Source organism: Glaciimonas sp. Gout2 (assembly GCF_035018905.1).
Taxonomy (GTDB): Bacteria; Pseudomonadota; Gammaproteobacteria; order Burkholderiales; family Burkholderiaceae_D; genus Glaciimonas.
The window spans coordinates 45,960-72,252 of sequence record NZ_JASJXA010000020.1; the positions used below are offsets into that span (position 1 = coordinate 45,960).

At 48.9% G+C, this 26,293-nt stretch carries 22 protein-coding genes; 10 read left to right on the forward strand and 12 right to left on the reverse strand.

All coding sequences use genetic code 11. From position 1 onward, the window contains the following. Window positions 1-107: 107 nt before the first annotated feature. The 8 genes from QN379_RS14510 to QN379_RS14545 form a co-directional block, all read right to left on the reverse strand. The gene (locus tag QN379_RS14510) at window positions 108-1,817 is read right to left on the reverse strand and encodes a type II and III secretion system protein family protein (protein WP_323506947.1); all 1,710 of its coding nucleotides are present in this window, start codon (window positions 1,815-1,817) and stop codon (window positions 108-110) included. Then, complete coding sequence (gene cpaB, locus QN379_RS14515) at window positions 1,814-2,803, reverse strand: Flp pilus assembly protein CpaB (RefSeq protein WP_323506948.1); 990 nt, start codon at window positions 2,801-2,803, stop codon at window positions 1,814-1,816. Before cpaB ends, QN379_RS14510 begins: the two co-directional genes overlap by 4 nt. Window positions 2,804-2,937: 134 nt before the next feature. Continuing rightward, the gene (locus tag QN379_RS14520; protein ID WP_323506949.1) at window positions 2,938-4,236 is read right to left on the reverse strand and encodes a TadE family protein; all 1,299 of its coding nucleotides are present in this window, start codon (window positions 4,234-4,236) and stop codon (window positions 2,938-2,940) included. A gap of 35 nt (window positions 4,237-4,271) precedes the next feature. Continuing rightward, window positions 4,272-4,466 (reverse strand): hypothetical protein, encoded by a 195-nt coding sequence (locus QN379_RS14525; protein ID WP_322237015.1) that lies wholly within the window; start codon window positions 4,464-4,466, stop codon window positions 4,272-4,274. Between the two features lie 69 nt (window positions 4,467-4,535). After that, window positions 4,536-5,255, reverse strand: coding sequence for a hypothetical protein (locus QN379_RS14530; RefSeq protein WP_322237016.1), 720 nt, complete (start codon window positions 5,253-5,255; stop codon window positions 4,536-4,538). An 84-nt stretch (window positions 5,256-5,339) separates the two neighbouring features. Continuing rightward, window positions 5,340-6,527, reverse strand: coding sequence for a hypothetical protein (locus tag QN379_RS14535; RefSeq protein ID WP_323506951.1), 1,188 nt, complete (start codon window positions 6,525-6,527; stop codon window positions 5,340-5,342). 4 nt (window positions 6,528-6,531) lie between these two features. After that, the gene (locus QN379_RS14540) at window positions 6,532-8,985 is read right to left on the reverse strand and encodes a pilus assembly protein TadG-related protein (protein ID WP_323506952.1); all 2,454 of its coding nucleotides are present in this window, start codon (window positions 8,983-8,985) and stop codon (window positions 6,532-6,534) included. A gap of 200 nt (window positions 8,986-9,185) precedes the next feature. Beyond that, complete coding sequence (locus QN379_RS14545) at window positions 9,186-9,485, reverse strand: pilus assembly protein (protein WP_322237019.1); 300 nt, start codon at window positions 9,483-9,485, stop codon at window positions 9,186-9,188. An 856-nt stretch (window positions 9,486-10,341) separates the two neighbouring features. Between QN379_RS14545 and QN379_RS14550 the strand changes: the two genes are divergently transcribed. The 9 genes from QN379_RS14550 to aroG all read left to right on the forward strand — a co-directional run bounded on the left by QN379_RS14550 (window position 10,342) and on the right by aroG (window position 21,618). Beyond that, window positions 10,342-11,322 carry an alpha/beta hydrolase gene (locus QN379_RS14550; RefSeq protein ID WP_323506960.1) on the forward strand — a complete coding sequence of 327 codons (981 nt, stop codon included), beginning with the start codon at window positions 10,342-10,344 and terminating at the stop codon, window positions 11,320-11,322. 309 nt (window positions 11,323-11,631) lie between these two features. Beyond that, window positions 11,632-12,378, forward strand: coding sequence for an acetoacetate decarboxylase (locus QN379_RS14555; RefSeq protein WP_323506953.1), 747 nt, complete (start codon window positions 11,632-11,634; stop codon window positions 12,376-12,378). A 9-nt stretch (window positions 12,379-12,387) separates the two neighbouring features. Then, entirely contained in the window at window positions 12,388-13,170 is a 783-nt protein-coding gene (locus QN379_RS14560) for a 3-hydroxybutyrate dehydrogenase (protein ID WP_322237021.1), read from the forward strand. Between the two features lie 463 nt (window positions 13,171-13,633). Then, entirely contained in the window at window positions 13,634-14,347 is a 714-nt protein-coding gene (locus QN379_RS14565; RefSeq protein ID WP_322237022.1) for a dUTP diphosphatase, read from the forward strand. Between the two features lie 151 nt (window positions 14,348-14,498). Further along, window positions 14,499-15,959 carry a metalloprotease TldD gene (gene tldD, locus QN379_RS14570; RefSeq protein WP_322237023.1) on the forward strand — a complete coding sequence of 487 codons (1,461 nt, stop codon included), beginning with the start codon at window positions 14,499-14,501 and terminating at the stop codon, window positions 15,957-15,959. 13 nt (window positions 15,960-15,972) lie between these two features. Then, entirely contained in the window at window positions 15,973-16,551 is a 579-nt protein-coding gene (locus QN379_RS14575; protein WP_323506954.1) for a GNAT family N-acetyltransferase, read from the forward strand. Between the two features lie 282 nt (window positions 16,552-16,833). After that, the gene (locus QN379_RS14580; RefSeq protein ID WP_323506955.1) at window positions 16,834-18,798 is read left to right on the forward strand and encodes an IucA/IucC family protein; all 1,965 of its coding nucleotides are present in this window, start codon (window positions 16,834-16,836) and stop codon (window positions 18,796-18,798) included. Then, a complete protein-coding gene (locus QN379_RS14585; RefSeq protein ID WP_322237026.1) occupies window positions 18,788-20,008 on the forward strand; it encodes an MFS transporter in 1,221 nt (406 codons plus the stop codon). The genes QN379_RS14580 and QN379_RS14585 overlap by 11 nt, the downstream gene beginning before the upstream one ends. Before the next feature lie 545 nt (window positions 20,009-20,553). After that, window positions 20,554-21,618, forward strand: a complete 1,065-nt coding sequence (gene aroG, locus QN379_RS14590) for a 3-deoxy-7-phosphoheptulonate synthase AroG (protein WP_322237027.1) — start codon at window positions 20,554-20,556, stop codon at window positions 21,616-21,618. A gap of 96 nt (window positions 21,619-21,714) precedes the next feature. On the opposite strand, the gene QN379_RS14595 is transcribed toward aroG, so the two are convergent. Then, complete coding sequence (locus QN379_RS14595; protein ID WP_322237028.1) at window positions 21,715-22,353, reverse strand: retropepsin-like aspartic protease family protein; 639 nt, start codon at window positions 22,351-22,353, stop codon at window positions 21,715-21,717. A gap of 117 nt (window positions 22,354-22,470) precedes the next feature. Continuing rightward, a complete protein-coding gene (locus QN379_RS14600) occupies window positions 22,471-22,956 on the reverse strand; it encodes a YajQ family cyclic di-GMP-binding protein (RefSeq protein WP_323506956.1) in 486 nt (161 codons plus the stop codon). Between the two features lie 260 nt (window positions 22,957-23,216). On the opposite strand from QN379_RS14600, the gene murB reads away from it, so the two are divergent. Next, entirely contained in the window at window positions 23,217-24,275 is a 1,059-nt protein-coding gene (gene murB, locus QN379_RS14605) for a UDP-N-acetylmuramate dehydrogenase (RefSeq protein ID WP_323506957.1), read from the forward strand. Window positions 24,276-24,365: 90 nt separating this feature from the next. Here the strand turns inward: murB and QN379_RS14610 are convergent, their stop codons facing one another. Further along, window positions 24,366-24,680: a pyrimidine/purine nucleoside phosphorylase gene (locus QN379_RS14610; protein ID WP_322237031.1), complete on the reverse strand. Its 315-nt coding sequence runs from the start codon at window positions 24,678-24,680 to the stop codon at window positions 24,366-24,368. Window positions 24,681-25,037: 357 nt separating this feature from the next. Further along, the gene (locus QN379_RS14615; protein WP_322237032.1) at window positions 25,038-26,267 is read right to left on the reverse strand and encodes an argininosuccinate synthase; all 1,230 of its coding nucleotides are present in this window, start codon (window positions 26,265-26,267) and stop codon (window positions 25,038-25,040) included. Between the last annotated feature and the right edge of the window lie 26 nt (window positions 26,268-26,293).

Sequence of the window (26,293 nt, forward strand, 5' to 3'; positions counted from 1 at the left end):
TGTCGTCATCGGCACGATGGCAAGCGCGGTGCTAGAGCAATTTTGTATAACGCCTATTGATACGCTTTACCCAAGTTCGACCTGAGTTCGGCGCACATTCGAACTGTTTAAGGTGTGCGGTCTTCAGGAAATGACACTCCGCCTGGCACAGGACCCGGAACTGGCGTAGCTGGCATTGGACCGGGCTCCTCCATTGGTGGGTCCATTAAACTACGCATCGTCGGCAATTCGCGTTGTTGCGGCATACCTGCTTCTTTACGCGATTGATTGATCCGGTTATTCAGGTTACGCAGCGCATTTGATGTTTCTGCCTGTTCGCCTTCGTGAATGTGTGGGATCGCCACCAGAAATACTTCGGTTTGATTGCGTATCGTCCCAGTTGATTTAAACAGATTACCCAGCACCGGCACGTCTCCCAATCCCGGCACCTTCTGTACGTCGGTACTGCCATCCTGACTATACAAGCCCGATAAGATAATGGCGTCACCGGTCTTCACCGAAAAATCGGTTTCAGTCCGACGGGTGGTAAAGCCCGGAATGCCTCCAACACTGACACTTGGATCAATCTTGCTAACCTCAGCCTTGAGAAGTCCTGTGACATTACCGAAAGGGTCTAGCTTGGGTGCGATTTCGATCAGGATGCCGTAAGGTTTAAACGTGACGTTAGTGCCATTCTGGCTAACCGTTGGGATCGGTACTTCTCCACCAGCCACGAACTTGGCCTGACCGCCGTTGCGGGTTGCGATACTGGGCGAAGCTAAGACGAACGCGTTCCCACTATCGACAGCTAACTGAATGATGGACGGAATCGCAATTGATGCATTCACGGCAGCACTTACTCCACGCTGCTTCTGGTCTGGCACAGTGAAGGTGGCACCTGTGCTGTCGGCACTTTGTGGTAACGGCCGCAGATTGGTGCTGCCACGCGTTGCTTCACCAAATATACCGATATTGAAGCCGTTAAAGCTCTTGGCCCAATTGACACCAAGATTCTCCAGATAGCCTTTCTTGAACTCTACAAAGTACAAGTCAAACACTAGCATTTGCGATTCCTGTTTATAGGCCGGTACGGTGTCGATATCTAATGTGGTGGAGTTGATCAGATTGGCATATTGGCCGGTCAGCGCAGTAATTTTAGAGAGATCTTCTCGCGTAGAGATATGTCCTTCGATATATAGTCGCTCACCTCGGCGGACTACTTCAACACTTGGTAAATCGGCGAGTGCAGCTTTGACATCGCGTTGTTGTTTTAGCACATTGAGTGCGGTGACGCGCAGCCGAATTTCACGTGATAAATTCGGCTTTTTCCATAGCAGGATATTGGTCAGTCCGACTTCCTGTGCAATGATCAGAAGTTTTGTTTTTTCGATCACAGCGGTTGACGCAATCTTGCCGTTACCGACTGCAATGCGATTGACTGGCCCGACTTCCATTACGCGGGCCTCACCTGCATACATCAGAATTTCGTCATCAGGCGGAGGCAGAGGTTTGGCAGGGCCTTTCAAGACGCGATTCGCTGCGCTATTTTTTGCGGCGTTTGAGGTTGATGCGCCCGGCTCATTTTCTCCCTGCGCAATTTGACCATCTTGACCAATTACCTGGACGCTACCATTGCGATCAAGTGATTTTCCATCTAGATACTGCACTTCGGCGCCGTCTCTAGATGCAATTTTTTGGGTAGATGCAGTTTTCCAGCCAGAGTCTTGTGCAGCTGGAGCGGCAAAACTAGGTGTCACTATCAAGGCTGACAATAGTACAAGTATACGTGCGGTGCGGTGATTGATCATGTCGTAGCGTGGTTTTTTTATAGTAATCATTGTGGATTCCCTACCGTGCCGAGAAAGCGCTTAAGTGCTTCGATTTTTTTCGCCTGGTCGTCGCCACCGTCTATGTACTCGCCGGTCTTGAAGCGGCCACCGATGATGTAATCAACCTGTGGGCCTTGCGGCAGCTTGAAGCGTTCTTTAGCACCTGGATCAAGTACATCAGACAAAAACAATTTCTTTTGGACGCCATCTACATCGTCTGGGCGGCGCAGGACCGCCACGATACGGGCGCCGGTCTGTACCAAAATCACTTTCTGGGCATCGGCAGCAGGAACCGAAATAGTGACCGTACTGTATGTCGTCCGTCCTGGTTGACTCTGACGGTCACCGAAGCCGCTTTCTTTGGCCCGATCAGCCGCTAGCACTTCGCGTTCGGTGGTCTGGCCTGTCGCACGGATTTCAACATTTTCCAGTAGCGGTGCCAGCATTGTGTCTTCTTGCGCTGGTCCCGGCGTCGGCATTTGCGGACCATCCGGTGGACGCTTCATCATGTAAAATAAATCAATATGATCGCCTGCGCGCAGTAAGCCGGAGAACGAATTAATTTCATCCACTGGAATAGTGATGGCACGATCACCCGCGTCAATTGACTTGGAAAAAGGTACGGATTCGTACAAGAGAAAATAGGACTCTAGTAACGGCGTTCCCTTGCGCACCGGTCGGATGATTTTCTTACCGATATAAGCGTCAATCTGTTCTGGAGTGATTGCATCAAAGTTCATATACTCTTTTGGTACCGTGCGCGAAGCTAGCTGGTCCATCGTCAGGATATCGCCGGGACTCAAATCCATACGTGGTACCGTGACTGTTGTACGTACTTTGCTGGCCTCATCGCTGAGGCTTTTTTCTATTTCACTGGAACGGCTTTTTAAATAACTATTAGCCAGAAAAACCGCTAGCGCTGCAATCAACAGAATAACTATTAGCGGAAGCGCTTTCTTAATCTTGTCGGGATTGATGTAACGTTTTAGATTCATAGTGATGGTCTGGAGGTGAGGTTTTAATAAATTCGAAAGACTCGTTTTCTGCTTGAAAAAAGAAGCGCAAAGGACGGTAAGTAAAGGCGGTGCGTGCGGTGCGGATTGTTTGGGTAGTCCTTAAACGGGGAATCCTATTTGTGTGAGCGGTCGTAACTCTCACCCCACCAATGTGTTTTCACGTCGTTAGGATCGCCCTCGGCCCAGGCACCCATATCCATGGCACCAAGGCAGAATCCGATCTGTGGTTCTGCGGGATCAAACTTACCTTCCATTCTGCTGACGATACTGTTCCAGATTATGACGATAACGTCGAAGGCTTCATAGCCGCCGCTGCCGCCTGGCGGTGGTGCCATACTTCCTAATGGATAGAACGGATGCCATGCCAGTGCATTTTGTGCACGGTAGCTGGCTGATGAAGAAAATGGATAGCGGCCGCGAGATAACGCCTTGGCCTGAAATGCGGCGGTCAGGTTGGAGCTCGGGCTAAGTGCGCCCATCATGTTGGTGATACCGATGATGATGCTATTGGCGATCGGGACTTTAAGCGGATAACTCCATAAGATTTCAATCGATAGAATCGTGTTGTCCTGAATGTTTTTGTTAGTCAGGTTACCTTTAAGACTGTCGCTGCTAAGATCGTCGCCGCCAGCGGCAGCGGTAACGCCAAGTGGCGTACGAAAACGCATATAGTCGGATGGTAATTTGAGAATGCCGTAATCCAATCCCTGCAATTCAATGGTGCCAGATTCGAGAAAAGCAGCTTGAGTAGGGTTGTGATACAGAATGCAAGAATTGAACATCGCATCCTTATAGGCCGCTACCTGTGCCTCGACCACGGCGAGTTTACCAGTGCCGCTTCCCATGTACATCGGCGTAATACCGTTTATGAAACCTTGCAATACCGAGCTGTCGCCGTAGCGCATCAGGCCTTGGATGAACGCCCAGACTGCGGGCGTTACTTTGGTTTTAGCCGCTCCCAGAAAGGAAGAGACACCACCGGGCTTGTTGGCCGCCTCGGACCCATCGCCGCCCGATGTGCCGACGTCGCTATTGGCGGAGGGACCGTCCATCACGCCGCCGGCCTGACCGGCCCCGGCCAGTTCATTGCCGGGTGTTGTGACCACGCTAATGACGTCTTTTCCAGAGGCGTCTTTGCTGTGCACTATTTTGCCAACAGCAGCATAGCCGAGGTTGCCAAGTTGCGCGGTGAGTGGATCGGTCACAAAGCGTGGGACGACTCTGCCGTTGCTCATCGCACCGATGCGTGCTGCTTCCTGAACTGCAAAATTATGTGCCAGTTTGGCGCGATACATCAGCATCAGTTGCAGGCAAAGCAGGGCGAATATCAGAACGACGGGAATGGCGACGACGAATTCTACGAGGCTGGCGCCTCGGTGGTGTTTGGACTTGCGTCTATTTTTTCTCAGCATGGGCGTCAGTCGTTGAAGATTTCAGGATGTTGGTTTTAAATAGGCGTTGAGACGACACCAAGTCCTTGGATATAACTAAAATTCAAATGTCGAATCGCGTCTAACAACACACTCAAGACTGACTTTCCATCGACGGAAACAAATAGAACCATGGCCACGAAGACCAGTAAAATGGAATACTCCACCGCAATCTGACCTCGTTCGATGCGCACGAATCTGATATTACGCATGACAATCCTCGCAATAGAAAATCTTCCATTTGGTGCAGACGGGTGAGCCAGTTGTGCTTAATCTTTGGTTCATCGGGTAATCCAGTTGACAACAATAAAAGTCTGTCCTGCTCGTCGGGTGAAGGTATAGGTTGCTTCGTGGTTTTCGCCGGAGACGAACTTGATTACGGTTCCTTTGTTACCTTCAGCGACGCGCCGGTAAGCGACTTTCCAGGCCTCCGCAGCGCGATCTTCTTCATAGAAAGCAATGTTTTGTTCAAGGTCGAAGTTGTTTGTCATCGTCGTCATAATTGATTCACCCGCTTTATCCACGGTCCGCACTTCGTTCAAAATTATCGTGCCGGAAGGTTTGCGCAAGTGTTTGCCGAGCACCGGCGCTTTGGAATCGATATCGGCTTTCATGCGGGTTGGAAGGTCTGACAAGCTAAGATAGCCTTCCGTGGTCTTGCGATTGCTGCTGCTAAGATTGGCCTGCTTCAGCCAACCGTCTCGGATACCGATGATTTGGACTTCGTGACCAGCTGGTTTGGTGGTCACTTTCCAGCTATCTTTGGCCCACGCAGCTGCGATCAGTACAGATGCTTCGCGCAGATTTTGCGGTCCGTCGATTTGAAAGATCAACATCGGCAATCCGTTCACCTCGATTTCATCGGCCATTCTGGTCATTCCCCAATCTTTAGGAATTCCCTCAAGAAGTAACTGTTCTCCACCTTTCCATCTGTCAAATGCATGGGCGCTGGTGGATACCAGAGCGCACAACCAAAAGCACGTTGCGATCAGATTCTTCAATCGGCACACTTCACCATGGTGATAGTTGTCGTGGTTGTGACAACGGTTAACTTTTGCATCGTGGTTGATCCTAACGTTGGTGAACTAGGGTGAGACAAAGCGTAGCGCCGGGTTGTCGAACATGGAAATGGTGCGGGCGCGCAATATCCCCGCAGGGCAGAGTTCGTCCTGCGTATATTGCGTTAGGCGGATAGAGCGTGGCACGTTGGAAGTGCAGGCAACACCAACGTAATCGCCTTCAAAAGGTGGTCCGCCCTTAAATTGGAAAGTTTCTTTGTAATCATCAGTTGGTTTAAAAATTTTGAAAAGATCCGCTGGATTTTTCAGGCTGTCGTAATTGAAACTCATTCCTTGCGAGACCAACGAGGAGATCTGCGCGGGATTAATCCCCACCTTATCGACTCGGTAATTGGCGCCAAATCCAGAGGCGCCGCCGATCAGTTGCGACAGGTTGGCGTATTGGCCATTATTCAGCACCATTCCCACATAATTGCTTGGCCCCAACGGGTTGAGTTCCTCAAACATACGCTTGCTGCCAACTGCCGGTGGTGCAGACCAGGAATTGGTCACCATGGTCAAACTACCCAAGCGGGTTGGCGTGGTGGTTCCTGCGTTGGGTGATCCAACTGGCGGCGTCACGCCAAATCGTTGTTGCATGAATGCGGTAATGAAATCACTGAGTCCAATTGCGCCGGTAACCTGGACTTGCTCGTACGATTGGTCATCCAGTTTAAGTCTGGTCAGCGTGTTGTGCGTGGGGTCGAATCCCATCGGTCCGCCCGGGACTTTATTGGCGTTTGTGGTGACGGTCAATGCGCTATTGGCAACGGCAGAAAAGGTAGCTGTTGCAAACGTATTCGAAAAAAAGCGCGCTGCAGTATTCATCCAGTCAGGATGGTCCTGCAGCAAATCGCCGCCACCGTTGGCCTGCGAAAGCCGGGCTCCGCGTGGCGTCAGATAAACATTGCGAAAGACCTTGGGTGCCAGATCTGCATCGCCACTAAATAATGATTGGAAGTCGGCATCGCCATTACTTTTGTATGCCGTACGTTCCCAAATCGCAAAGCGGGTGGCCTCGGTATTTAATTGTTTCAATTCGCCAAAACGCCATACCCACTGCAAGGCAAAAACTAACACCATAAATATACTGCAAGCCAGAATTGATTCCACCAGCGCTTGCCCGTGCTGGCGGCGTGGTTGCAGCAAGGTTGGATAGGGCACTCTGGTCGGCTTGCTTTGGCGTTTGGCTGGGCGTTTAGCTGGGTTGCGCATAGGGCTAGTCGATCAGGAAGAATAGAGATTTTTCCGGATAGTTCAGGCCTTCCAGCCTTGCATTCCAGTACGGCAGTATCAGATTGGCGTGTGACATAACCTGCATTCGAGAGGTCCAGCGCTCCACTGGTGCCCGGTAGTAAACACGGGCCTTGCCGATCGCTTTCAGATAACTTTGTTTGGTCTCGGCGTCATAATCCTTCAACGGTGCACGTCCAAGATTAAATTTGCTTTCTGAGCGCAGCGGCAGTTTCTCTGCCGTTTCCTGCAAGGCCACCACAAAGGATGGACCAATATCTTTTAGGGCATTGTTTTGGACTTCCTTACTAGCCAAAAATATATTGCTGCTGTCCCCGTTGGCACGGTCTGCGTTTTGAACACGGTAGTTACCAAGATTCGCGTGACGCATTTCCCAAAAACCGAAACGTTCGGCCGGCAATCCCATATCGGCCGCAATCACGCCACCCAAGCCAGGTTTTTGGAATAACGTTTCGGTCCCGCGCGAAGTGCGCATCCCCAAAACATCGATTAAATCGCTCAATCCCAGTGCTTTTAGAAGGAATTGAGTAAATGCGTCTGGCGCGTTGACCGGATCGGTAAAGGACATGTTGGGTAAGGTGAAGCCGTTGCCCAACACGTTTGAAACCGCCGAAGAGACGTTGTTACCCTGACTCGACAGGTTCGCAAAATTGGCAGCTTGTTGTGCTAGACCACTCGCAATGCCTACCGCCGGATCTCCGCTGCCTGGGGTTGGCGCGTTCAATGCTGAACCGGATGCGGGAAGACCAGCTGGTGCGCCACCCAATACGCCAGTGGTGTTGCCTGCGTTGGCATCTGCTAGGTTGATTAAAGATGACGCCGAGCTGGTGGAGTTAATGCTGCTGCCGACTGCCTGAATTATCGGTGCCAAAGTGGCAGTGGCTGCATTGCTAATTACCTCGGTGGCATTCGCAATCTGGGCTTGGCCTTTCATTGCTCTATCGGCAGAAGACTCGGCAATATTCATCACGCCGCGATCGTAATATTTTTTCGCCACACCGGCATTCAGTGACGCACAGGCACCGCCGAGGCGCGGTGCGTACACACCGCCGGTTGGGAGCGTGAAATACATGCAGTCGTCAATGGCGACCGCTTCGCCCCAAAAGGATCTTTTCCATGCGTCGTTGCCATTTACCACGTCAACAAACTTTTTCAGGTCATCAGGTATTTCTTGATTTTTGTCTAGTCCCTGACGACCAACTTTGGACATCGTCACGGCACCCGCCATCGGGATATGAATATTAAACAGATGCGGATTAATTTCCATGATGTCAATATTGCTCCACGCGTAGGTACCGTCTTGCATTTGGATCACACGTGACCCACCCGTACGTTCATACAGACACATAATCGGACTAGCGATGAGCCCGACTGTATTCATGAAGGCTTCGATGACGGGGCCGATGACATCAGCAGCGGTGTTGCCAGCGAGCGCAGGTATGATCTGTTCAAGGCCGTTGGTCGATAACCCGGTTAATATCCCGTTGATGGCACTCAGGTTGCAACCGTCTACCGTCCATAAACCTACTGCATTTGGAAACAGGCGTCGCCCAGCCATATTGCTGGTGAAGCCAAACATTTCGTCCATCATCAGGGCATGCACCATATTGTGTTTAATACCGGTGCTGTTCGGCATGTCGGTTTTCATCACTGTGTCGCCTAAGAACTTGCGCGGCGGTTGATGCAGTTTGATCATGCTGCCGAAGTCAACCATGCTTTTGCCAATCTGATACACGATCGTCTGCGGTATATATTCTGCTTGTGGCGCATTGGCGGCCAGCAGATTGCTCTGCATCGAGATCATGGCCGAGGCAGTGGTGGCGAGATGCACTTGTTGCGATGCAAAAATAGCGTAATTAGTCAGTGAGGTCGTCGCCGTGCCAACGTTAGCCAATACCTGACTGGTAACGCGCACACCATCAACGATTTTGTCCCAAAAGGTGGAAAACTTACTGACTGCGTTGAGAACGCCAGATAGACCTGTGCCGATATAAGGAATATATTTAACGAGTGCGGCAACCGCTTTCATCACCACTGAATTGTTTTTCCAGTACTCCTCGGACATAGTCATGTTGGACCACATCGCCGTCATTTGACCGACCGCCTGATAGTTGGCGATCATGGCGCGGTTGGTATAAGAGGTGTAGTTGAGGCCCTCAGCGGCGACATTTGCGGTGCTATAGGCAATGGCGTCGGCGGCGTTCGTTAGTTGGCGTTTCTCACTGGTTACTTGCGCCATGTTATAGACCGCAAATAGTCCGAGACATAATACAGCGGCGAAGAAGATGGCGATTGGTAATACTGCACCACGCTGACGCGCGACGATAGAGCGGGAAGGGCGATGTTGGTGCACAGCTTTGCTGTTGCGCCATACGGCGCTCGCCATCCTTTCTTTAGCGCATGGTGATAAACGTCTCAATTTGCGCCCCGTATTTGAACAAAGTTTTTATAGATTAATGATTTCGCATGGTCAAACACTTTTGTTGCGTGACTAGTCTGCCCGTCGGTAGTGAGGCAACTCTTTCCCGTAAAATTTTCTCGCGTCGCTGTAAAATGTGCGACGCGAGAGTTGTTGTCTCCAGGATTAGCGACAGATGCCGGTAACCGTTTGTGGGGCGATTAACGGTTATCTGTACCGTAATCTTTCATAGTGCGTTGTGTAGCAGCCCTCGTGGCGGCCAGCGTCGCTGCGGTACCAGCGGCAGTAATCTCTGTCTGTCCGTTACTGCCAGACAGTTCTGCAGCCATACCTGCAACCTGATGGCGGATGGTGCTGCCAAAGGCTGCAAAAACACCGATACTTACGACCGCAATCAATGCCACGATGATGATGTATTCCGACATTCCTTGTCCACGTTGGCGCAATGCCGTTTTAATATTTTTAATGTGACGGAATTTGGATAGTGAAAGCGTAGCCATTTGAAATCTCCTAAAGACGCGTGGTTGTGGGACGATTCCCCGTTGCAAGCAAAACAGTCACAAAAAAATTTCCGCAGTTATGCAATTACGTAGCCAACATCAAAAAACGAATGTTAACGGTGCTTTTTTACAGTAGTACGAGGGCTTCTTTTTGGGATTGCTTTGCGGTGCTCGTTGCCGGATAGTTTCGGCAAATTCTGTCAGGATTCACAACTGCTGAAGCGCCGGGCGGCATCAATTCAGGAGCATTTTTTACTACTTCATCGACATAATTCGATAGTGCTCTTTGTCTTTTTAGGTATTTTTCAAAATTATACGCGGCACTTTTTTTAATTTCCCTAACGCAATTGTTGTGCCATGGCACTAAAAATAATTCTGTTTCAAGATCATTTATCTATGAAATTCACGGATTTTTTTAACTGAAAAATTAATTTAAATAGTGTGAATTTTAGGGCGGAAAAATAGGCATTTTTTGCTATAAAAATCATTGTATGGCGTTTTTTGCTTTGCGCAAAAGATGCGTACGAGCGTTCTTATTTCGTGCGTTCTTACATATTTTTGTATCGTTTTTTTAGGTATGCAGCGCTTACTTGAAACGGAAATAGGCAAGTATTACGGCAATGTGACACCGCAAAATTTGCATGCCAGAAGCGGATTTGGATCATTTTTCTCATATAGAAAAATGGGAGAAGCCCGAGATGAGAATTTTGGTCGTAAACTGGTCGCAATAAACAGATTCTTCTTTAGCGCCAGATGCTATCGTTACGCAGAATATTTTTCCTTTTCTATAACCACATTTTTCCGAAAAAATCCTATGCCAGATTTGCCCTCTTTTAGGTCGTTCAGTTTTTTACTGATGACCTTTTTTGGTGCGGCGTCATCAATCGTGCAGGCTGCACCAACTTATGGCCCTGAACTCGAAGGCTTTTCAATGCCTTATCCTTTGCAGCATTACGGCTTTTCATCACAAGGCGTTAATTTGCAAATGGGTTACCTGGACGTGGCTGCGGTCACTAAGCCGAATGGCCATACTGTCGTACTAATGCACGGTAAAAATTTTTGCGGCGTAACGTGGGAAGAGACCATAAAATCTCTTAGCGGCGCGGGATATCGGGTTGTAGCACCAGATCAAATCGGCTTTTGTACATCAACCAAACCGGAACACTATCAATACACATTCCAGCAACTGGCGATCAACACGTATGGGTTGTTGGAAAAGTTGGAAGTCACGAAGGCGACGATTATCGGCCACTCCACCGGAGGAATGTTAGCTACACGTTATGCTTTGATGTATCCACAGCAGGTCGATCAATTGGTCCTGGTCAATCCAATTGGATTAGAAGATTGGAAGGCACTTGGCGTACCTTATCGAACGGTGGACCAATGGAACGAGCGCGAACTCAAGATGACATCGGAGGGTATTCGAAAGTATGAGTTGAATACGTATTATGTTGGACGATGGAAGCCGGAGTATCAGCGCTGGGTAGATATGCTGACGGGATTGAATCAGGGGCCGGGTAAAAAATTGGTGGCTTGGAACTCGGCTCTGATATATGACATGATTTTCACGCAACCGGTTGTATATGAGTTTAAAAATTTAAAGATGCCGACCCTGTTGATGATTGGTGACGCCGATACCACCGCGATTGGAAGTGATGTGGCGCCGCCTGAAGTGAAGGCCGTCATCGGTCATTATTCTCACCTCGGCAAGCAAGTTGCAAAAATGATTCCACAAGCGACGTTGGTTGAATTTCCTGATTTTGGTCATGCCCCGCATATGGAAGATCCAGAAAATTTCCATAAAATACTGCTGGAATGGCTTGCTAAACAATCGTGAAGTAGGGAGTCGTGTCAATTTTTTGTTATTACTAGAAAGGTGCTTTCTCGATAAAAAATTGTGTTCAAGGCAACGCAACTCCCTCGTAATCTAATTTGGTAAGCTTTCTGCAGCCTCGCTGCCGGTAAGGCATAATTCAGAGACACATGTGTTGTGTACATCGCATGTGTTTTATGTGTATTCAAGCTTGATTGATGCGCAGCGATTCCTGTTAGTACGTTCATGAGCACGTGAATCATTTTTACCCTATATTTTTTAGATTCAATAAATCGATATTGGCTGTAGTATTTTTTATCATGAGGAAGCGCTATGACTGAAGAAGATATTCGCCGCAACGCGTTTGCTATGCCGTTTCATAATCCCGCCTTTCCGCCCGGACCTTATCGTTTTGTTGATCGGGAATTTTTGATCATCACTTACAGAACAGATCCAGAAGCATTAAAAAAGATTATTCCTGCTCCGCTACAATTTGTTGAACCCATCGTCAAATTTGAATTTATCAAGATGCCGGATTCAACCGGATTTGGGCATTATTGTGAATCGGGACAGGTTATTCCGGTAACGCTGGATGGTGTTGCTGGAGGATACGTTCACAGTATGTATTTGAATGACCAGCCGCCAATTGCAGGTGGTCGGGAGTTGTGGGGTTTTCCAAAAAAGATGGGTGAACCACAGCTAAAAGTGCATAAAGATACGATGGTTGGTACGCTCTCCTATAGTGATACCCAGATAGCCGTTGGAACGATGGGCTATAAGCATTTACCCCTCGACGCAGGCGTGATCAAAAAATCGCTGGAAGCACCGACCTTTTTGTTAAAGATTATTCCACATGTTGACGGGACGCCACGAATCTGCGAACTTGTTCAATATAGCCTCACCGATGTGACGATCAAAGGTGCGTGGAGCGGTCCTGGTGCCCTTGATTTACGCCCCCATGCATTGGCACCGATAGCTGATCTGCCTGTGCTTGAAGTGATTTCTGCTGTACATATTATGTCCGATCTGACGTTGCCGCACGGCACTGTTGTTTATGATTATCTCGCCAATTCAAAGTAAAGGAATGCTATGTCATTAAAAGATAAAGTTGCACTAATTACGGGTTCAGCCAGCGGTATCGGTAAAGAAATCGCCATTGAATACGCACGTGCCGGTGCTAAAGTTGTGATCGCCGATTTGGCCCTCGACGCTGCTACCGCTACCGCTGACGAAATCAATAAGTCCGGTGGTACTGCAATGGCAGTCGCGATGAACGTCACGGATGAAGCGCAGGTTGATAAGGGAATCGCAGATACGGTTGCCGCTTTTGGCAGTATTGACGTGCTGATCAGCAATGCGGGAATTCAGATTATCGCGCCTATCGTTGACTCGACGTTGGATAACTGGAAAAAAATGTTGGCGATTCACCTCGATGGCGCTTTTTTGACCACGCGCGCGGCTATGCGAGAAATGATCAAGGCGGGAACGGGCGGTTCGATCATTTATATGGGATCGGTGCATTCGCATGAAGCCTCGCCCCTGAAAGCACCGTATGTTACCGCTAAGCATGGTTTGATCGGTCTGGCAAAAGTAGTCGCCAAGGAAGGTGCAAAGAACAAGATTCGCGCGAACGTCATTTGCCCCGGTTTTGTGCGTACACCGCTGGTTGAAAGGCAGATTCCAGAGCAAGCCAAGGAATTGGGAATCACTGAAGATCAGGTTATCAAAAACGTGATGTTGAAAGATACCGTGGACGGTGAATTCACGACGGTACATGATGTCGCGCAAACAGCCATATTTCTTGGGGGATTCGAATCTAATGCATTGACTGGCCAGTCGATCGTGGTGAGTCATGGTTGGTTTATGCAATGATCCAGATAATCATCGTCGCCGCTGTAAACTATAATTTGTAACACTTTTGATTTATGAGATTCGCCCGCAATACTTAAAATTAATCCGCATCAGGTGGCGCACATCGTGTGCTATCTGATTGCGCGAATTCGTTAAAATTCTTCTAATTACATCCTCTCATTTCACGCTCTATTTTTAAGCTGTGACGCTGGTGTTCGTCCACGTTTTCTTTTCACTTTAGTAAAAAAGGAAGGTGAAAAAAAATACAGGCAGATTTTTAGAAAAATTTCACCTGATCAAATCATTGCAATATGTTGACCTCAGAAAGAAGTCAATGGAACGCTACGACCCGATGAAAACCTGTTTTAGGTTGCGCTAATAAAGAGAGAATTATCTTGGCAGAATTGTCTTGGTTTACCTGCTGGGAATGAATTCATCTCGTTTATAGTGAATCGAAGCGAATAACAATCTAAGATAGGTCATCGTGGAAAAAATAAATGTGAGACAAGCAGAAATCATCCTGGCTATGCAAGATAAAATTAATCGAAAGGTTGATGATAATTGGTTAGGTTCGGGATATCCCTATTTACGCGGTGTACTGGTTGAGGCTGTCGAAGCACTGGATCACTATGGATGGAAATGGTGGAGTAGCGAGCCAAGAGATTTTTCTCTAGTGCAGATTGAGCTCATTGATATGTTGCACTTCAGCTTGTCTCACCTTATTAGTGAATGTGATGGGAACCTGAATGTAGCGACAAGCGTGTTATTAAGTCGCTCCAATCCAAAACTGGAAAGCTGCCATTTTGATGGCAAAGAATATACGTTGGCGCAGTGCGACGTACCGAAGCTATTGGAGCTAATCGCGGCTTTTGCTGCTAGTGGGCGCAACGAATTGGCTTTGCTGGAGGTCACGTGTCGTGCCTGTTGTCTGAACTGGGACCAGATTATGGTCTTATATATTGCTAAGCATGTATTAAATGTTTTCCGCCAAAACCACGGCTATAAAACTGGGCGCTACACCAAAGTATGGGGCGGGAAAGAGGACAACTCGCATCTGATCGAAATTGTCTCCTATCTTGATCCCGCGGCTGCTAATTTTTCAATGCAAATTTACACATTGCTCAATGAGCGTTACGCTTTTTATGCTTTGTTGCCTCAACCCATCATTTGTGCGCAAAGTGATCGTTCTGACAATTGACGCATTACCTGGCCCTCGTGGATTACCTTGATGCGGTTTTCGTATTGTTTTTAGGCTATTTGGGGGCTGTTTTTAGGTTGTTTACTGCAGCCAGCAATTGGATGCTCTACAATCAAGCTTAATCTGTCCACATTGCAAGGCACCTAATAATATGAAACCATTTGAACCCAATCTACAAGCGCTCGCTGTCGCACGCGATGTTTTGCTAACGCCTTTCGGCCTTGATGAATCCAGTCTGCAAAAAGCGCTCGCGACGATGTTCACGCACAAGGTGGATTATGCCGATCTCTATTTTCAGTTTACAAAAAGCGAAGGCTGGAGTCTGGAAGAGGGAATTGTCAAAACCGGTAGCTTCTCCATTGATCAAGGCGTCGGTGTACGCGCGGTTTCTGGCGATAAAACGGCGTTCTCTTACTCAGACGAAATTTCGGAACGCGCATTACACGATGCTGCAATTGCGACGCGTACCATTGCGCGTCAAGGTGCAGGAAAAGTAAAAATAGCGAGTGTCATGGAGCAAAAAGGCGGTCGCTCGTTGTATTTGCCCAACGATCCTTTAACGTCGCTGGATGCAACTGAAAAAGTAAAATTGCTGGAGCGAATCGAACGCATAGCCCGCGCTAAAGATTCGCGCGTCGTGCAAGTCATGGCCGGGCTGGCTGGTGAATATGACGTCGTTCTGGTAGCGCGAAGTGATGGCGTTATTGCTGCCGATATTCGCCCATTGGTACGACTATCAGTCACTGTTATTGCAGAAAAAGATGGTCGACGTGAAATGGGTAGTAGCGGCGGTGGCGGTCGTTATAGTTACGGTTATTTTACCGATGAGTTGCTGGAAAAATATGCCGCTGAAGCAGTCGCAGCGGCCTTGGTGAATTTGGACGCTCGTCCCGCTCCTGCCGGTCCAATGACCGTGGTGCTGGGTAATGGCTGGCCAGGTATTTTGTTGCATGAAGCGATTGGTCATGGCCTCGAAGGCGATTTTAATCGCAAAGGTTCCAGCACGTTCTCGGGGCGCATCGGAGAGCGCGTTGCCGCCAAAGGCGTAACGGTAGTCGATGACGGAACGCTGGCGGACCGTCGTGGCTCGCTGAACATTGATGATGAAGGCAATCCAACGCAGTGCACCACGCTGATCGAAGACGGTATTCTCAAAGGTTATATTCAAGACACCATGAACGCGCGTCTCATGAAGATGCCGGTCACGGGTAATGCACGTCGTGAATCGTTTGCCCACCTTCCGATGCCACGGATGACCAACACCTACATGCTCGCCGGTGATAAAGATCCGGCTGAGATTCTAGCTTCGGTCAAAAATGGCTTATATGCGGTAAATTTCGGCGGCGGACAGGTCGATATAACGAACGGCAAGTTCGTATTCTCCGCGAGCGAGGCATACATGATCGAAAACGGTAAGGTCACTTATCCGGTCAAGGGTGCGACGCTTATTGGTAATGGCCCTGACGTACTGCATCGCGTGTCGATGATTGGCAACGACATGCGTCTTGATCCAGGCGTGGGCGTCTGCGGTAAAGAAGGTCAAAGCGTACCTGTTGGCGTGGGACAGCCAACGTTGCGGATTGATGGCGTGACCGTAGGTGGAACTGCTTAAAAGCGAAAGGCGCATGATGGTCGAAAAGGTTGCCGTCGCTGATAAGTCGGAGCATGAGGTAAAAAATAATCAGGAAAATACCCGGATGCTCGACTGGAGTTGGCTTCCATTTCAAGATTTGAGCGCTTCCCAGACGTATGATATGTTGGCTTTGCGTCAGCAAGTCTTCGTTGTAGAGCAGAAGTGTGTTTTTCAAGATGCAGACGGGATTGATCAGCAATGCTGGCACGGACTCGGCTATTTGCCCAACGCCGGTTTAGTAGCCTATGCGCGCATCGCACCGCCCGGTGTTGTTTACGCAGAAGCGTCAATTGGTCGGGTCGTAACCGCGTCAACATTGCGTGGCATGAACGCCGGACATGCCTTGATGAATCAAGCGATGGCGCAAGTCGCGAAGTTATTTCCCGGGCATGCCATTAAAATTGGTGCGCAGGCGCATTTGCAACGGTTCTATGGTCGCTACGGTTTTGAGCCGATCGGTGAAGTGTATGATGAAGATGGCATTCCTCACATTCAAATGATAACCACCAGTATGCCAAATTCGTCGACATTCATGCACGACGAAACTATTGCAAAAATTCGTAAGTCTTAGCATTCTCCGATGTTTCTCGAATGATAAAAACCGCCACGGATGGCGGTTTTTTTTTGCGCGAAGATTTTTTTCACGTAAAGCTATCCTCTTTTTTTTCAAAAAAGTATCGGTTTGCCGATCAAGGATTGGTGGTGTCAACTTAAGTAGCATGTTTGAATGATTCTCATTATTAAATTATGGCTTTATCGGAAGTTTCATCTCTTTCCCATCGCTTGATCGATTTCAAGTTGGCGGAAGAGGTGGCCTGGATCTCATTTTTTTTTGCACGGGAAGGGTTCTAATATGATTCAAACTACTCTAAGTGTCACTAGCAATTTGACGGAACGTGTTGATAATTTTCCTCAAAATTTGACGCAGACACAATGGACTCTGGCCAGAGCTGAAGCCAATAAACGTGGTTTGCAACTCTTGTTGCAGGCCTTATTTCGCGAAAAATTACTCGATTCTGATCAGTTAATTTTTGATCCCGCGAGTGATGCGGTCTGGCTGCCGCACTGGCGAAGTAAAACGTTGTTTCGTTTCGATGGTTTGAAGGCGGGAATGGCGGGGAGTTGGCAATTGAATGGCCATATTCATTATTTGAAAAATCATCAAAGGCCGATTAAAGTGACGACCCCGTCCGAAGCGCTAAATATTTTGGCCGGTCTGTTTGAAGTAGCGACTTCAAAGCCGGACATTGAAAGGCTGCAAGCCGAATTACGTAATAGCACCGAGAACGACACGCTCTGTCTGGCTTACCGTCAATCTTGGGCGCGTAGACTTGAGCAAGAAATACCGATGAGGGAAGGAATGATTTCCTGGTTGCAAAAAAAATCAGGAAACAACAAAGGTGGCGAGCGCTTTAATGGGTGTCTGTTTCTTGAGCAATGGGGCACTCTGGGACATCCATGGCATCCAAACTATAAGACAAAACTTGGGATGTCAAAGCAGGAGGTATTTGACATGTCTCCTGAATTCGAAGCCAGCATCGAAGTCGAAGTCGCTGCAGTGCGTGCCGACGTTATGCATATAGAAAACATGCCAGGAATGTCTGGCTTTTCTACTTATTCGGATTGGTTCGAACTTACCTTTCCGCAGGTTTGGGGAATATGGAAAGAGGCTTTGCTTGCGCGTAATTTAACCGTTTCTGAATGGTTGCCGTTGCCGATGCATCCATGGCAGGCACAACGCCATTTGCCGACCGAATTTGCGCTTGAGATCGCTGATCGGAAATTAATTCTACTTAACGAGGTCACGTGCGTGGCTTCGCCAACTATGTCCTTTCGAACTGTCGTTCCACAACGCTCTTCACATTTGCCGATGATGAAATTACCGATCTCATTACGGTTGACGAGTGTGCAGCGAAGTCTTTCCCCAAAGTCAGCCCAAATGGGCCCGCGGGTGAGCGCTCTACTACAGGAAATTCTTGCGAGAGAGCAGGGCTTCGGTGATACGTTGGCCATCGTTTGCGAGCAGATCGGCTTGCATTATATTGATCCCGAAGGTAATGATGAGCACGCCCGGCATCTGTCGATTTTGTATCGCGTCAATCCCATGCATCACGCTCAGGACGGCCTGTTTCCGATTCCTGTAGGCGCACTTTTTGCCCCAACATCTATACAAAACAGTGGTAAAAAGACGGCATTAGTGACGGAATTGGTTGCAAGCGCTTTTCAGGATAATGCACAAGGCGCGATCGCCTTCTTCCACCAGTATGCGCAGATTGTGGTGACCGCTACGCTTGGCGCTTATTTGTTGTACGGCATAGGTTTTGAGGCGCACCAACAGAATAGTTTTGTACTGATCGACGCGGACGGCATGCCACAAAAATTACTATTGCGTGATTTTGGTGATATCCGTATTCATGCCGAGGCTCTCCGGGTCGCAGGGTTGACATTGCGTTGTTATAAGGCTGATCAGACCGTATTTGAGGATCGTCAAACGGTGCGCGATAAGTTATTGCATGCGGTCTTTCTTTGCCATCTGGGTGAACTGGCTCTGTTATTAACGCAGCTTTACGATTTACCAGAGAAAAAACTGTGGACGGTTCTGCGCGATGTAATGCAAGGTGCCTTCGACCATTTGAAGCCGCGCATCGCCCCTACATTGTGGAAGGAGGAACACGCGCTATTAATGGAACAAGCATGGCCTGCAAAATCGTTTATGCGAATGCGTCTGACGGAAAGCGCCGACGATGAGTTGCGTACTATGTCAAATCCACTTGTTGGGCTAGATCCAAGTGATACGGCAAGGATCAATGGCAACTGAGTCAGCTCAAAGCCGCCGTGCGTTATGGTGGCTGTACGGGATTCAGTTGGTATCAATGGGAGCACTCGAAATGAGTGGCCCTTTTTGGCCAGTTTATCTGCGCTCCCTCGGCCATCTTTCACCACAGATGACCAGTATCGTTGGCGGTGCAGTATATGCTGGTCCGATGCTGGCGGCGATGTTGACGACGCCGCTATGGGGACGTTTGGGGGATCGATTTGGACACAAACCGATGTTATTGCGTGCCCTGTTTGCGCTCGCAATAACCCAATTATGGGTCGCAATCGCGGGAAGTGTCACCAGCATCTTGCTTGCACGTTTGGTACAGGGTGGTTTTGCTGGCTTCATCGCCGCAGCACAAGCTTACGGGGCCGGTATGAGTGCGCCTAAACAACGTACCTTTCTGATCGCACAGCTACAAACGGCGACGGCAATTGGCTCTTTTGCGGGGCCGATGCTCGGAGGGTGGCTATATGCCTATTCCGGATTTGAAAGTGTAAATTTGGTCGCAACCGGGTTATGTTTGTCATGCGCAATAGCTGCGACTGCATGCTTACCGCCGCAGCGAAATTGTTTGCCACAGCCACGCAGTAGCGTTTGTATGATCAAAAAAAACGCTAGTAATCTATCCCTTTTTTGGATCGGATTGCTGCTAGCAATCGTATTGATACAAGCCGGAAAAATGATGCCGCAAGTTTTCTTTGCGCTCTATATCGATAGCGTATTATTGGCTCCGGCGTGGGTGACTGGACTTTGCTACGGAGTCACCGCCTTGGGTCTAACGCTCTCGGCGCCATTTTGGGCGCGCTACTTCGATAAGCAATCTGACGCGCGCGCATTGGGAACGGTCGAACGCATTACCTTGCTGTGTGCAGTCACCGTGGGTTTGCAGGCATTGGCTACCAACATTACTGCGTTCATTGCCGTGCGGTTTCTATGGGGGATATGGCTAGGTGGACTATTGCCGGTTTTTTATGCGCTATTGTCGCGTGCCAGCAGCGACAGCATTCAAGGTTACATTATGGGGCTGGGAAATAGTGCGGCCAAGGCCGGCGCATTACTTGGCCTTGGGTGCGGGACGGCCGCTATTGCGTGGTGTGGCCTGACCGCAGGATTCTGGTTTGTCGCAGTGATGTACCTGTTTGCAGCGCTCGGAATCCGCGTGCTACGCTTTTACTTTCTTCCTAATATCGAGGATGTATTGCATTAATTGGCGATCACGTCATCGGCTGAGTCAGCAGGTTCTGACACATGTACCTAAGCCATCCGAAAACTAAACGTTATGTTGTCGGACAATGGTCATTGTTCGACGCGGTGGCTGCGATTAATATCACGTTTTCCGAAACCGAATTCTCAGTAGGAACTGTCTCTGAACCGCGCCTTGAAAACTCGGTCACGATGCACAAATGGCCAATGGCGACCCTACGTTGGATGATTTAAAGAATTGATTATAAGGCATTATTCTGCGAGTGCAGATTGCGTTTCTGATTGATAACGCACATAATTTTTCGGTGGTAATTGGGTGGTGCTTGCTTAATTTTCAAAATTGCTGCATTATCTGGCCCATAGTTCTCATTAATTACGCGAAAAAATGTCTTTTTCAAACACTTACTTTTATTTTTATTTTAGCTATTCCAGCCCCACGGCGGTGAAAAGCGGTAAGCGTTCGTAATCACAGAACAAACCGAAATTCAAAAAAACCGCCCCTGATGGCGGTTTTTTTATTCCCAGTCACTTTTTAGCCAGGAGAGAGAAATGCCACGTACCGATGACTTGCGCATACGAGAAATGAAAGAGTTAACGCCACCATCCCATTTAATCCGCGAATTTGGCGTCACCGAAAAAGGTGCTACCACAGCCGCTGATTCGCGCATTGCGTTACATCGCATTTTGCATGGACAGGATGACCGATTGATGGTCGTGATTGGACCTTGTTCAATTCATGACACCAAAGCGGCGATGGAATATGCACGTCTTTTGGTCGTCGCACGTGATCGTCTGAAAGGCGAACTGGAAGTCGTGATGCGTGTGTATTTCGAAAAACCTCGCACTACGGTTGGCTGGAAAGGTCTGATCAATGACCCTTACATGGATAACAGTTTCCGCATCAATGACGGTTTGCGCATGGCGCGCGAATTGCTGCTCAATATTAATGAGTTAGGTTTGCCAGCGGGTACTGAGTTCCTCGATGTTATCAGCCCGCAATACGTCGCTGACCTGATCAGTTGGGGCGCGATTGGCGCACGGACCACTGAATCCCAGGTACATCGTGAGTTGGCATCTGGCCTGTCATGTCCGGTTGGCTTCAAAAACGGCACTGACGGCAACGTAAAAATTGCAGTAGACGCTATGAAAGCAGCATCGCAGCCACATCACTTTCTGTCGGTCACCAAAGGCGGTCACTCTGCCATCGTATCGACCAACGGAAATGAAGATTGCCACATCATTTTGCGCGGTGGAAAAGCACCTAATTATGACGCTACAAGTGTCGATGCAGCCTGCAAGGACATCGCAGCGAATGGCTTGGCGCAACGCCTGATGATTGATGCGTCGCATGCGAATAGCTCTAAGAAGCCAGAGAATCAGATTCCTGTCTGTGCTGATATAGCAAGTCAAATCGCCGCTGGTGACGATCGCATTGTGGGCGTCATGATTGAGTCACATCTGGTCGCCGGACGTCAGGATCTGGTTCCAGGCAAGGAACTGACTTACGGTCAATCGGTTACCGATGGTTGCATCAGTTGGGAAGAAAGTATTGCCGTCCTTGATGGATTGGCGGAGGCGGTTAAGCAGCGTCGTCTGAAAAAAAACGCGGCGTAACTGCTGTGATCGATCAGTGCGGAAATCGCTTCTGAGCAAAAAATAAAGGCCGATTCATTTATCTGAACCGGCCTTTATTTTTTCGTAAGTCTTTAATCAAAAACGTTTGGTCAAGACCATCATGTCACCCTCGCGCCGCATCTCAGTGCGATTGAGAAATGACATACCCAGCAATGCAAATGACAATCCGCTTTCGAGCACGACTGCATCTACCTGCCTTATTTCGATATCGCCAACCTTGACGATATCTAGCCGTACACGATAACCAGGCGTAAGACCGTTGGCGGTATTCATCATCGTTTTTTGACCTCGCTTGTAGTTGATGCCAAGCCTGATCGCATCTGATGCCGGCAAAGCAATGACGGTCGCGCCGGTATCAACCAACATCGTCATGATTCCGCCGTTGACCTGACTTTGTGCCACAAAATGACCTGCGCCGTTTACTTTCAACGTCACACTGGCGTTTGCGCTGGGCGCACTGCGACTGACGAACTCACCAATACCGATGGTCTCAAGTTTGCCTTTTACATTCACCGTTGCAGTCGAGCCTGTGACTGAAGTGAGGCGTATATCGCCGCGAACATTATCGCCGACAGAGTAGGTTTTAGGAGCGGCGCCATCGATGATTAAAACCGCTTTACCAGGGAAAAGGCCAGCCACGCCGATATCGGTTGCTTGAGCCGATAATGCCGTAATTATCATGAAAAGGCAGGCGTTCAGCTTCAGCAAGCGCATGGAGTGTGGACTTCCGATAGGCAAGTTAACGTGGAGGAGGGCGGAAAGCGCACGATATAGCGCTTTTCCGCAGTGGCGTCTTTTGAGGCTTGAGACTGCCGTAGCGAACAATCTCGCTTAATCCCTGAAATTGTTAAATTCCAGCGGCAAGTCTGGTACTTCCTTGCGCAGCATTGCCATCGCCGCTTGCAGATCGTCGCGCTTGGCACCGGTTATGCGGACTGCGTCGCCCTGAATACTGGCCTGTACTTTCATCTTGCTGTCTTTGACCACGCGAACGATTTTCTTGGCATCGTCGGATTCGATGCCGTTCTTGATCTTGATGACTTGTTTGACCTTGTCGCCGCCAGTTTTCTCGATCTTACCGATGTCGAGAAATCTTACGTCAACACTGCGCTTCACCAGCTTACTTGTGAGCACATCGCGTACTTGGGCTAATTGGAAGTCGGAATCGGCGTAAGCAGTCAGATCGCGCTCTTTCAGTTCAACGCGTGCATCGCTGCCTTTAAAGTCGAAGCGCGTAGCAATTTCTTTGCTGGCTTGATCGACGGCATTCTTAACCTCAGCAAGATTGGCTTCGGAAACGGTATCAAATGATGGCATTTTGGTAATTCCTTAATGTTTTTCTAATGGTGCGTGTATTTTGTATTCTTTGAGGCCGTGCGTACCGTTTAGCATTTTGGCCCATTGTGGACGATCCTATCGCTTCGAACCAATTAGACCGACAGCCTCATAGCGTGCATTCTATCGAACAAAAAACCGGGCGGCTATGGCTTCCCTCATTCTTTGCACCGTGGTGTCTACTTTACCCGAGTTTTGCTCGCTTATTTGGCGGGAGCTGTGCGACTTACGTATAATCTTGTATGCCTTTCGCCTATCAGCACGACACGACTCTCACCGCAAATTTGGCGGTTCAGACCGACTTTCCCATGCGCGCCCTCAATACATTAGGTATCGAGGCGACCGCTCATGCCTATTTATCGATCAACTCGGTGGCAGACCTGCAACTGGTGCGATCAGATCCAGCCCTATCTCAGTTGCCGCGCCTGATATTAGGTGGCGGTAGTAATGTGGTGCTCACGCGCGATTTTCCAGGATTGGTGCTGCACATCCGCAATCAAGGTATCCAAGTTGTTGGGGAAGATGCTGATGCTGTCATGATACGTGTCGCTGCCGGTGAAACCTGGCACGCGCTCGTTGAGTGGACATTGACGCACGGATTGGGTGGATTAGAAAATCTATCGTTAATTCCAGGCAATGTTGGTGCCGCACCGATTCAAAATATCGGCGCTTATGGCATTGAGATGCAAGACCGGTTTCATGCGCTAACCGCATTCGATTTTACGACCGGAGAAATGTTGACGTTGCATCGCAAAGATTGCGCATTCGGCTATCGCGACAGTATCTTTAAACACGCTTTACGCGACCGTGCTGTCGTGATTGATGTGACATTTTCATTACCGAAACGTTGGCAAGCGGATGTGCGTTATGGCGATATTAAGGATGAATTAGCGGCGCGTGGTATCGCCGAACCAGATGCGCTTGATGTGAGTAACGCCGTCATCGCGATTCGGACGCGCAAGTTGCCTGATCCAGCGGTGATCGGCAACGCAGGCAGTTTTTTCAAGAATCCAATCATCCCAGCCGCTCAACGCGACGCTTTACTCGCCCAACATCCTGCAATGGTCAGCTATAAACAAACAGACGGTGGCTTTAAACTTGCCGCTGGATGGTTGATTGATCAATGTGGCTGGAAAGGGAAGGCTCTGGGACGGGTTGCCATGTATCAAAAGCAGGCGTTAGTTCTGGTTAATCTAGGTGGTGCGAACGGGCAAGACGTTGTTCGCTTATCGGAAGCGGTTCAGGCCGATGTGATGGCGCACTTTGGCGTGGCATTGGAACCGGAGCCGATTTTTGTGTGATCGGTGATGACGTGCAAGGCGGTTTTACATGAGTCGTCTTGCACCGTGGGCGACTTTTAAGAAGCCGCCCACTCTCCATTCAATACGATGTTAGGCATAATGACAAACGTAGTTCAGCGTCTCAATCGTTTCAATATCAAAACTGGAATTCGCTGGAATATCAAAGCTATCGCCTGCCACGTACCTGGTCCACAGCGGCTGATCTTTTTGGCGCACTTGGCAGAGTCCGCTGGTGACGTCCATTATTTCGGCCACGCCAGTGTTAAATGTCAGCGTCGAAGGCAGGATTACACCCAAGGTTTTTTTTATGCCATTTTCAAGAATGATGGTGTGGGAAATACATTTGCCATCAAAGTAGACGCTGGCTTGTTTCAGGACAGATACGTTATCGAATTGCGCGCTCATAAGGAAAGCCTTTTAGTTAGAGGGTAAGAGTTGGTGAATGTGATAAAGCGTGGCAATTATGCCAAATTTCATTGCTTTCATGATCGGCTTGTCCATAATATTTAATGCAATATTTTCCGTAATCAATACGCAAAAAATATGTAAAAAAAGATGCGTAACGTGGATGTCGTGCGTTAGTATTTTTCTACATCGGCGCGCTAGATCGCTGAATATGCTTTCAACGATAAAAAGTCCCTATTGATCCTTGCATCAATAGAGACTTTTTATTTTTTCAGGCAAAATTTCACGTGTATTAGTGTTTTAGTGAATGAATGAGTGAATGTGATTCAAATCATTCAGACACTTTTGCGACCAATATTATCCGCGCTGGTTACGCGCGTTAGCAGCAATCCGCAAACGCAACGCATTCAGTTTGATGAAACCGCCTGCATCGGCTTGGTTATAAGCGCCGCCATCTTCATCGAATGTAGAAATCTTCATGTCGAATAATGAGTCGGTTTTGGAGTCGCGTGATACGACGATGACATTGCCTTTATAGAGCTTGAGACGAACCCAGCCGTTGACGCGTAATTGAGTTTGGTCAATCAGCGTCTGCAATGCAACCCGTTCCGGCGCCCACCAGAAGCCGTTATAAATCATCGATGCGTAACGTGGCATCAGATCATCTTTCAGATGCGCGACTTCGCGATCCAGTGTGATGGATTCAATGGCGCGATGTGCGCGCAGCATGATCGTGCCGCCCGGGGTTTCGTAACAGCCGCGTGACTTCATGCCGACGAAACGGTTTTCGACCAGATCCAGACGGCCGATACCGTGCTTGCCGCCTAAACGGTTCAGTTCGGTCAGAACGGTTGCTGGTGACATGCGCGTGCCGTTGAGTGCAACGATGTCGCCTTTTTCGTATTCGATGTCGAGGTATTCGGCTTGATCCGGTGCTGCTTCTGGGCTGACAGTCCAGCGCCACATACTTTCTTCGGCCTCGGCACTTGGATTTTCCAAATGACGGCCTTCAAAGCTGATGTGCAGCAAGTTGGCATCCATTGAATAGGGTGCGCCGCCATTTTTGTGTTTCATGTCGATTTCGATACCGGCGTCTGCTGCGTATTGCAGCAATTTTTCACGCGACAGCAAATCCCATTCGCGCCAAGGTGCAATGACTTTGACGTTTGGCATCAACGCATAAGCGCCAAGCTCAAAACGAACTTGATCGTTACCTTTGCCGGTCGCGCCGTGCGAGATTGTGTCTGCGCCGGTTTCGCGGGCGATCTCAATGAGGCGTTTTGCGATCAACGGACGCGCAATCGACGTGCCGAGCAAGTATTCACCTTCATACACGGTGTTGGCACGAAACATCGGGAATACGAAGTCACGCACGAATTCTTCACGGACATCATCGATGTAAATATTTTCCGGCTTGATACCAAATTTCAATGCTTTTTGGCGCGCTGGTTCCAGCTCTTCGCCCTGACCTAAATCGGCGGTGAAGGTGACGATTTCACATTGATAGTTGTCTTGTAGCCACTTCAAAATGACTGAAGTGTCGAGGCCGCCGGAATAGGCGAGAACTACTTTTTTTACGTCGCTCATGATCTTCTTTCTAATGTTTCAGTGCT

What these genes read in the sequence shown, in the direction of transcription:
- QN379_RS14510 (WP_323506947.1), bottom strand. Translation starts at nt 1,817, where the DNA reads ATGATTACTATAAAAAAACCACGCTACGACATGATCAATCACCGCACC.
- cpaB (WP_323506948.1), bottom strand. Translation starts at nt 2,803, where the DNA reads ATGAATCTAAAACGTTACATCAATCCCGACAAGATTAAGAAAGCGCTT.
- QN379_RS14520 (WP_323506949.1), bottom strand. Translation starts at nt 4,236, where the DNA reads ATGCTGAGAAAAAATAGACGCAAGTCCAAACACCACCGAGGCGCCAGC.
- QN379_RS14525 (WP_322237015.1), bottom strand. Translation starts at nt 4,466, where the DNA reads ATGCGTAATATCAGATTCGTGCGCATCGAACGAGGTCAGATTGCGGTG.
- QN379_RS14535 (WP_323506951.1), bottom strand. Translation starts at nt 6,527, where the DNA reads ATGCGCAACCCAGCTAAACGCCCAGCCAAACGCCAAAGCAAGCCGACC.
- QN379_RS14545 (WP_322237019.1), bottom strand. Translation starts at nt 9,485, where the DNA reads ATGGCTACGCTTTCACTATCCAAATTCCGTCACATTAAAAATATTAAA.
- QN379_RS14550 (WP_323506960.1), top strand. Translation starts at nt 10,342, where the DNA reads ATGACCTTTTTTGGTGCGGCGTCATCAATCGTGCAGGCTGCACCAACT.
- QN379_RS14555 (WP_323506953.1), top strand. Translation starts at nt 11,632, where the DNA reads ATGACTGAAGAAGATATTCGCCGCAACGCGTTTGCTATGCCGTTTCAT.
- QN379_RS14560 (WP_322237021.1), top strand. Translation starts at nt 12,388, where the DNA reads ATGTCATTAAAAGATAAAGTTGCACTAATTACGGGTTCAGCCAGCGGT.
- tldD (WP_322237023.1), top strand. Translation starts at nt 14,499, where the DNA reads ATGAAACCATTTGAACCCAATCTACAAGCGCTCGCTGTCGCACGCGAT.
- QN379_RS14575 (WP_323506954.1), top strand. Translation starts at nt 15,973, where the DNA reads ATGATGGTCGAAAAGGTTGCCGTCGCTGATAAGTCGGAGCATGAGGTA.
- QN379_RS14580 (WP_323506955.1), top strand. Translation starts at nt 16,834, where the DNA reads ATGATTCAAACTACTCTAAGTGTCACTAGCAATTTGACGGAACGTGTT.
- QN379_RS14585 (WP_322237026.1), top strand. Translation starts at nt 18,788, where the DNA reads ATGGCAACTGAGTCAGCTCAAAGCCGCCGTGCGTTATGGTGGCTGTAC.
- aroG (WP_322237027.1), top strand. Translation starts at nt 20,554, where the DNA reads ATGCCACGTACCGATGACTTGCGCATACGAGAAATGAAAGAGTTAACG.
- QN379_RS14595 (WP_322237028.1), bottom strand. Translation starts at nt 22,353, where the DNA reads ATGCGCTTGCTGAAGCTGAACGCCTGCCTTTTCATGATAATTACGGCA.
- QN379_RS14600 (WP_323506956.1), bottom strand. Translation starts at nt 22,956, where the DNA reads ATGCCATCATTTGATACCGTTTCCGAAGCCAATCTTGCTGAGGTTAAG.
- murB (WP_323506957.1), top strand. Translation starts at nt 23,217, where the DNA reads ATGCCTTTCGCCTATCAGCACGACACGACTCTCACCGCAAATTTGGCG.
- QN379_RS14610 (WP_322237031.1), bottom strand. Translation starts at nt 24,680, where the DNA reads ATGAGCGCGCAATTCGATAACGTATCTGTCCTGAAACAAGCCAGCGTC.
- QN379_RS14615 (WP_322237032.1), bottom strand. Translation starts at nt 26,267, where the DNA reads ATGAGCGACGTAAAAAAAGTAGTTCTCGCCTATTCCGGCGGCCTCGAC.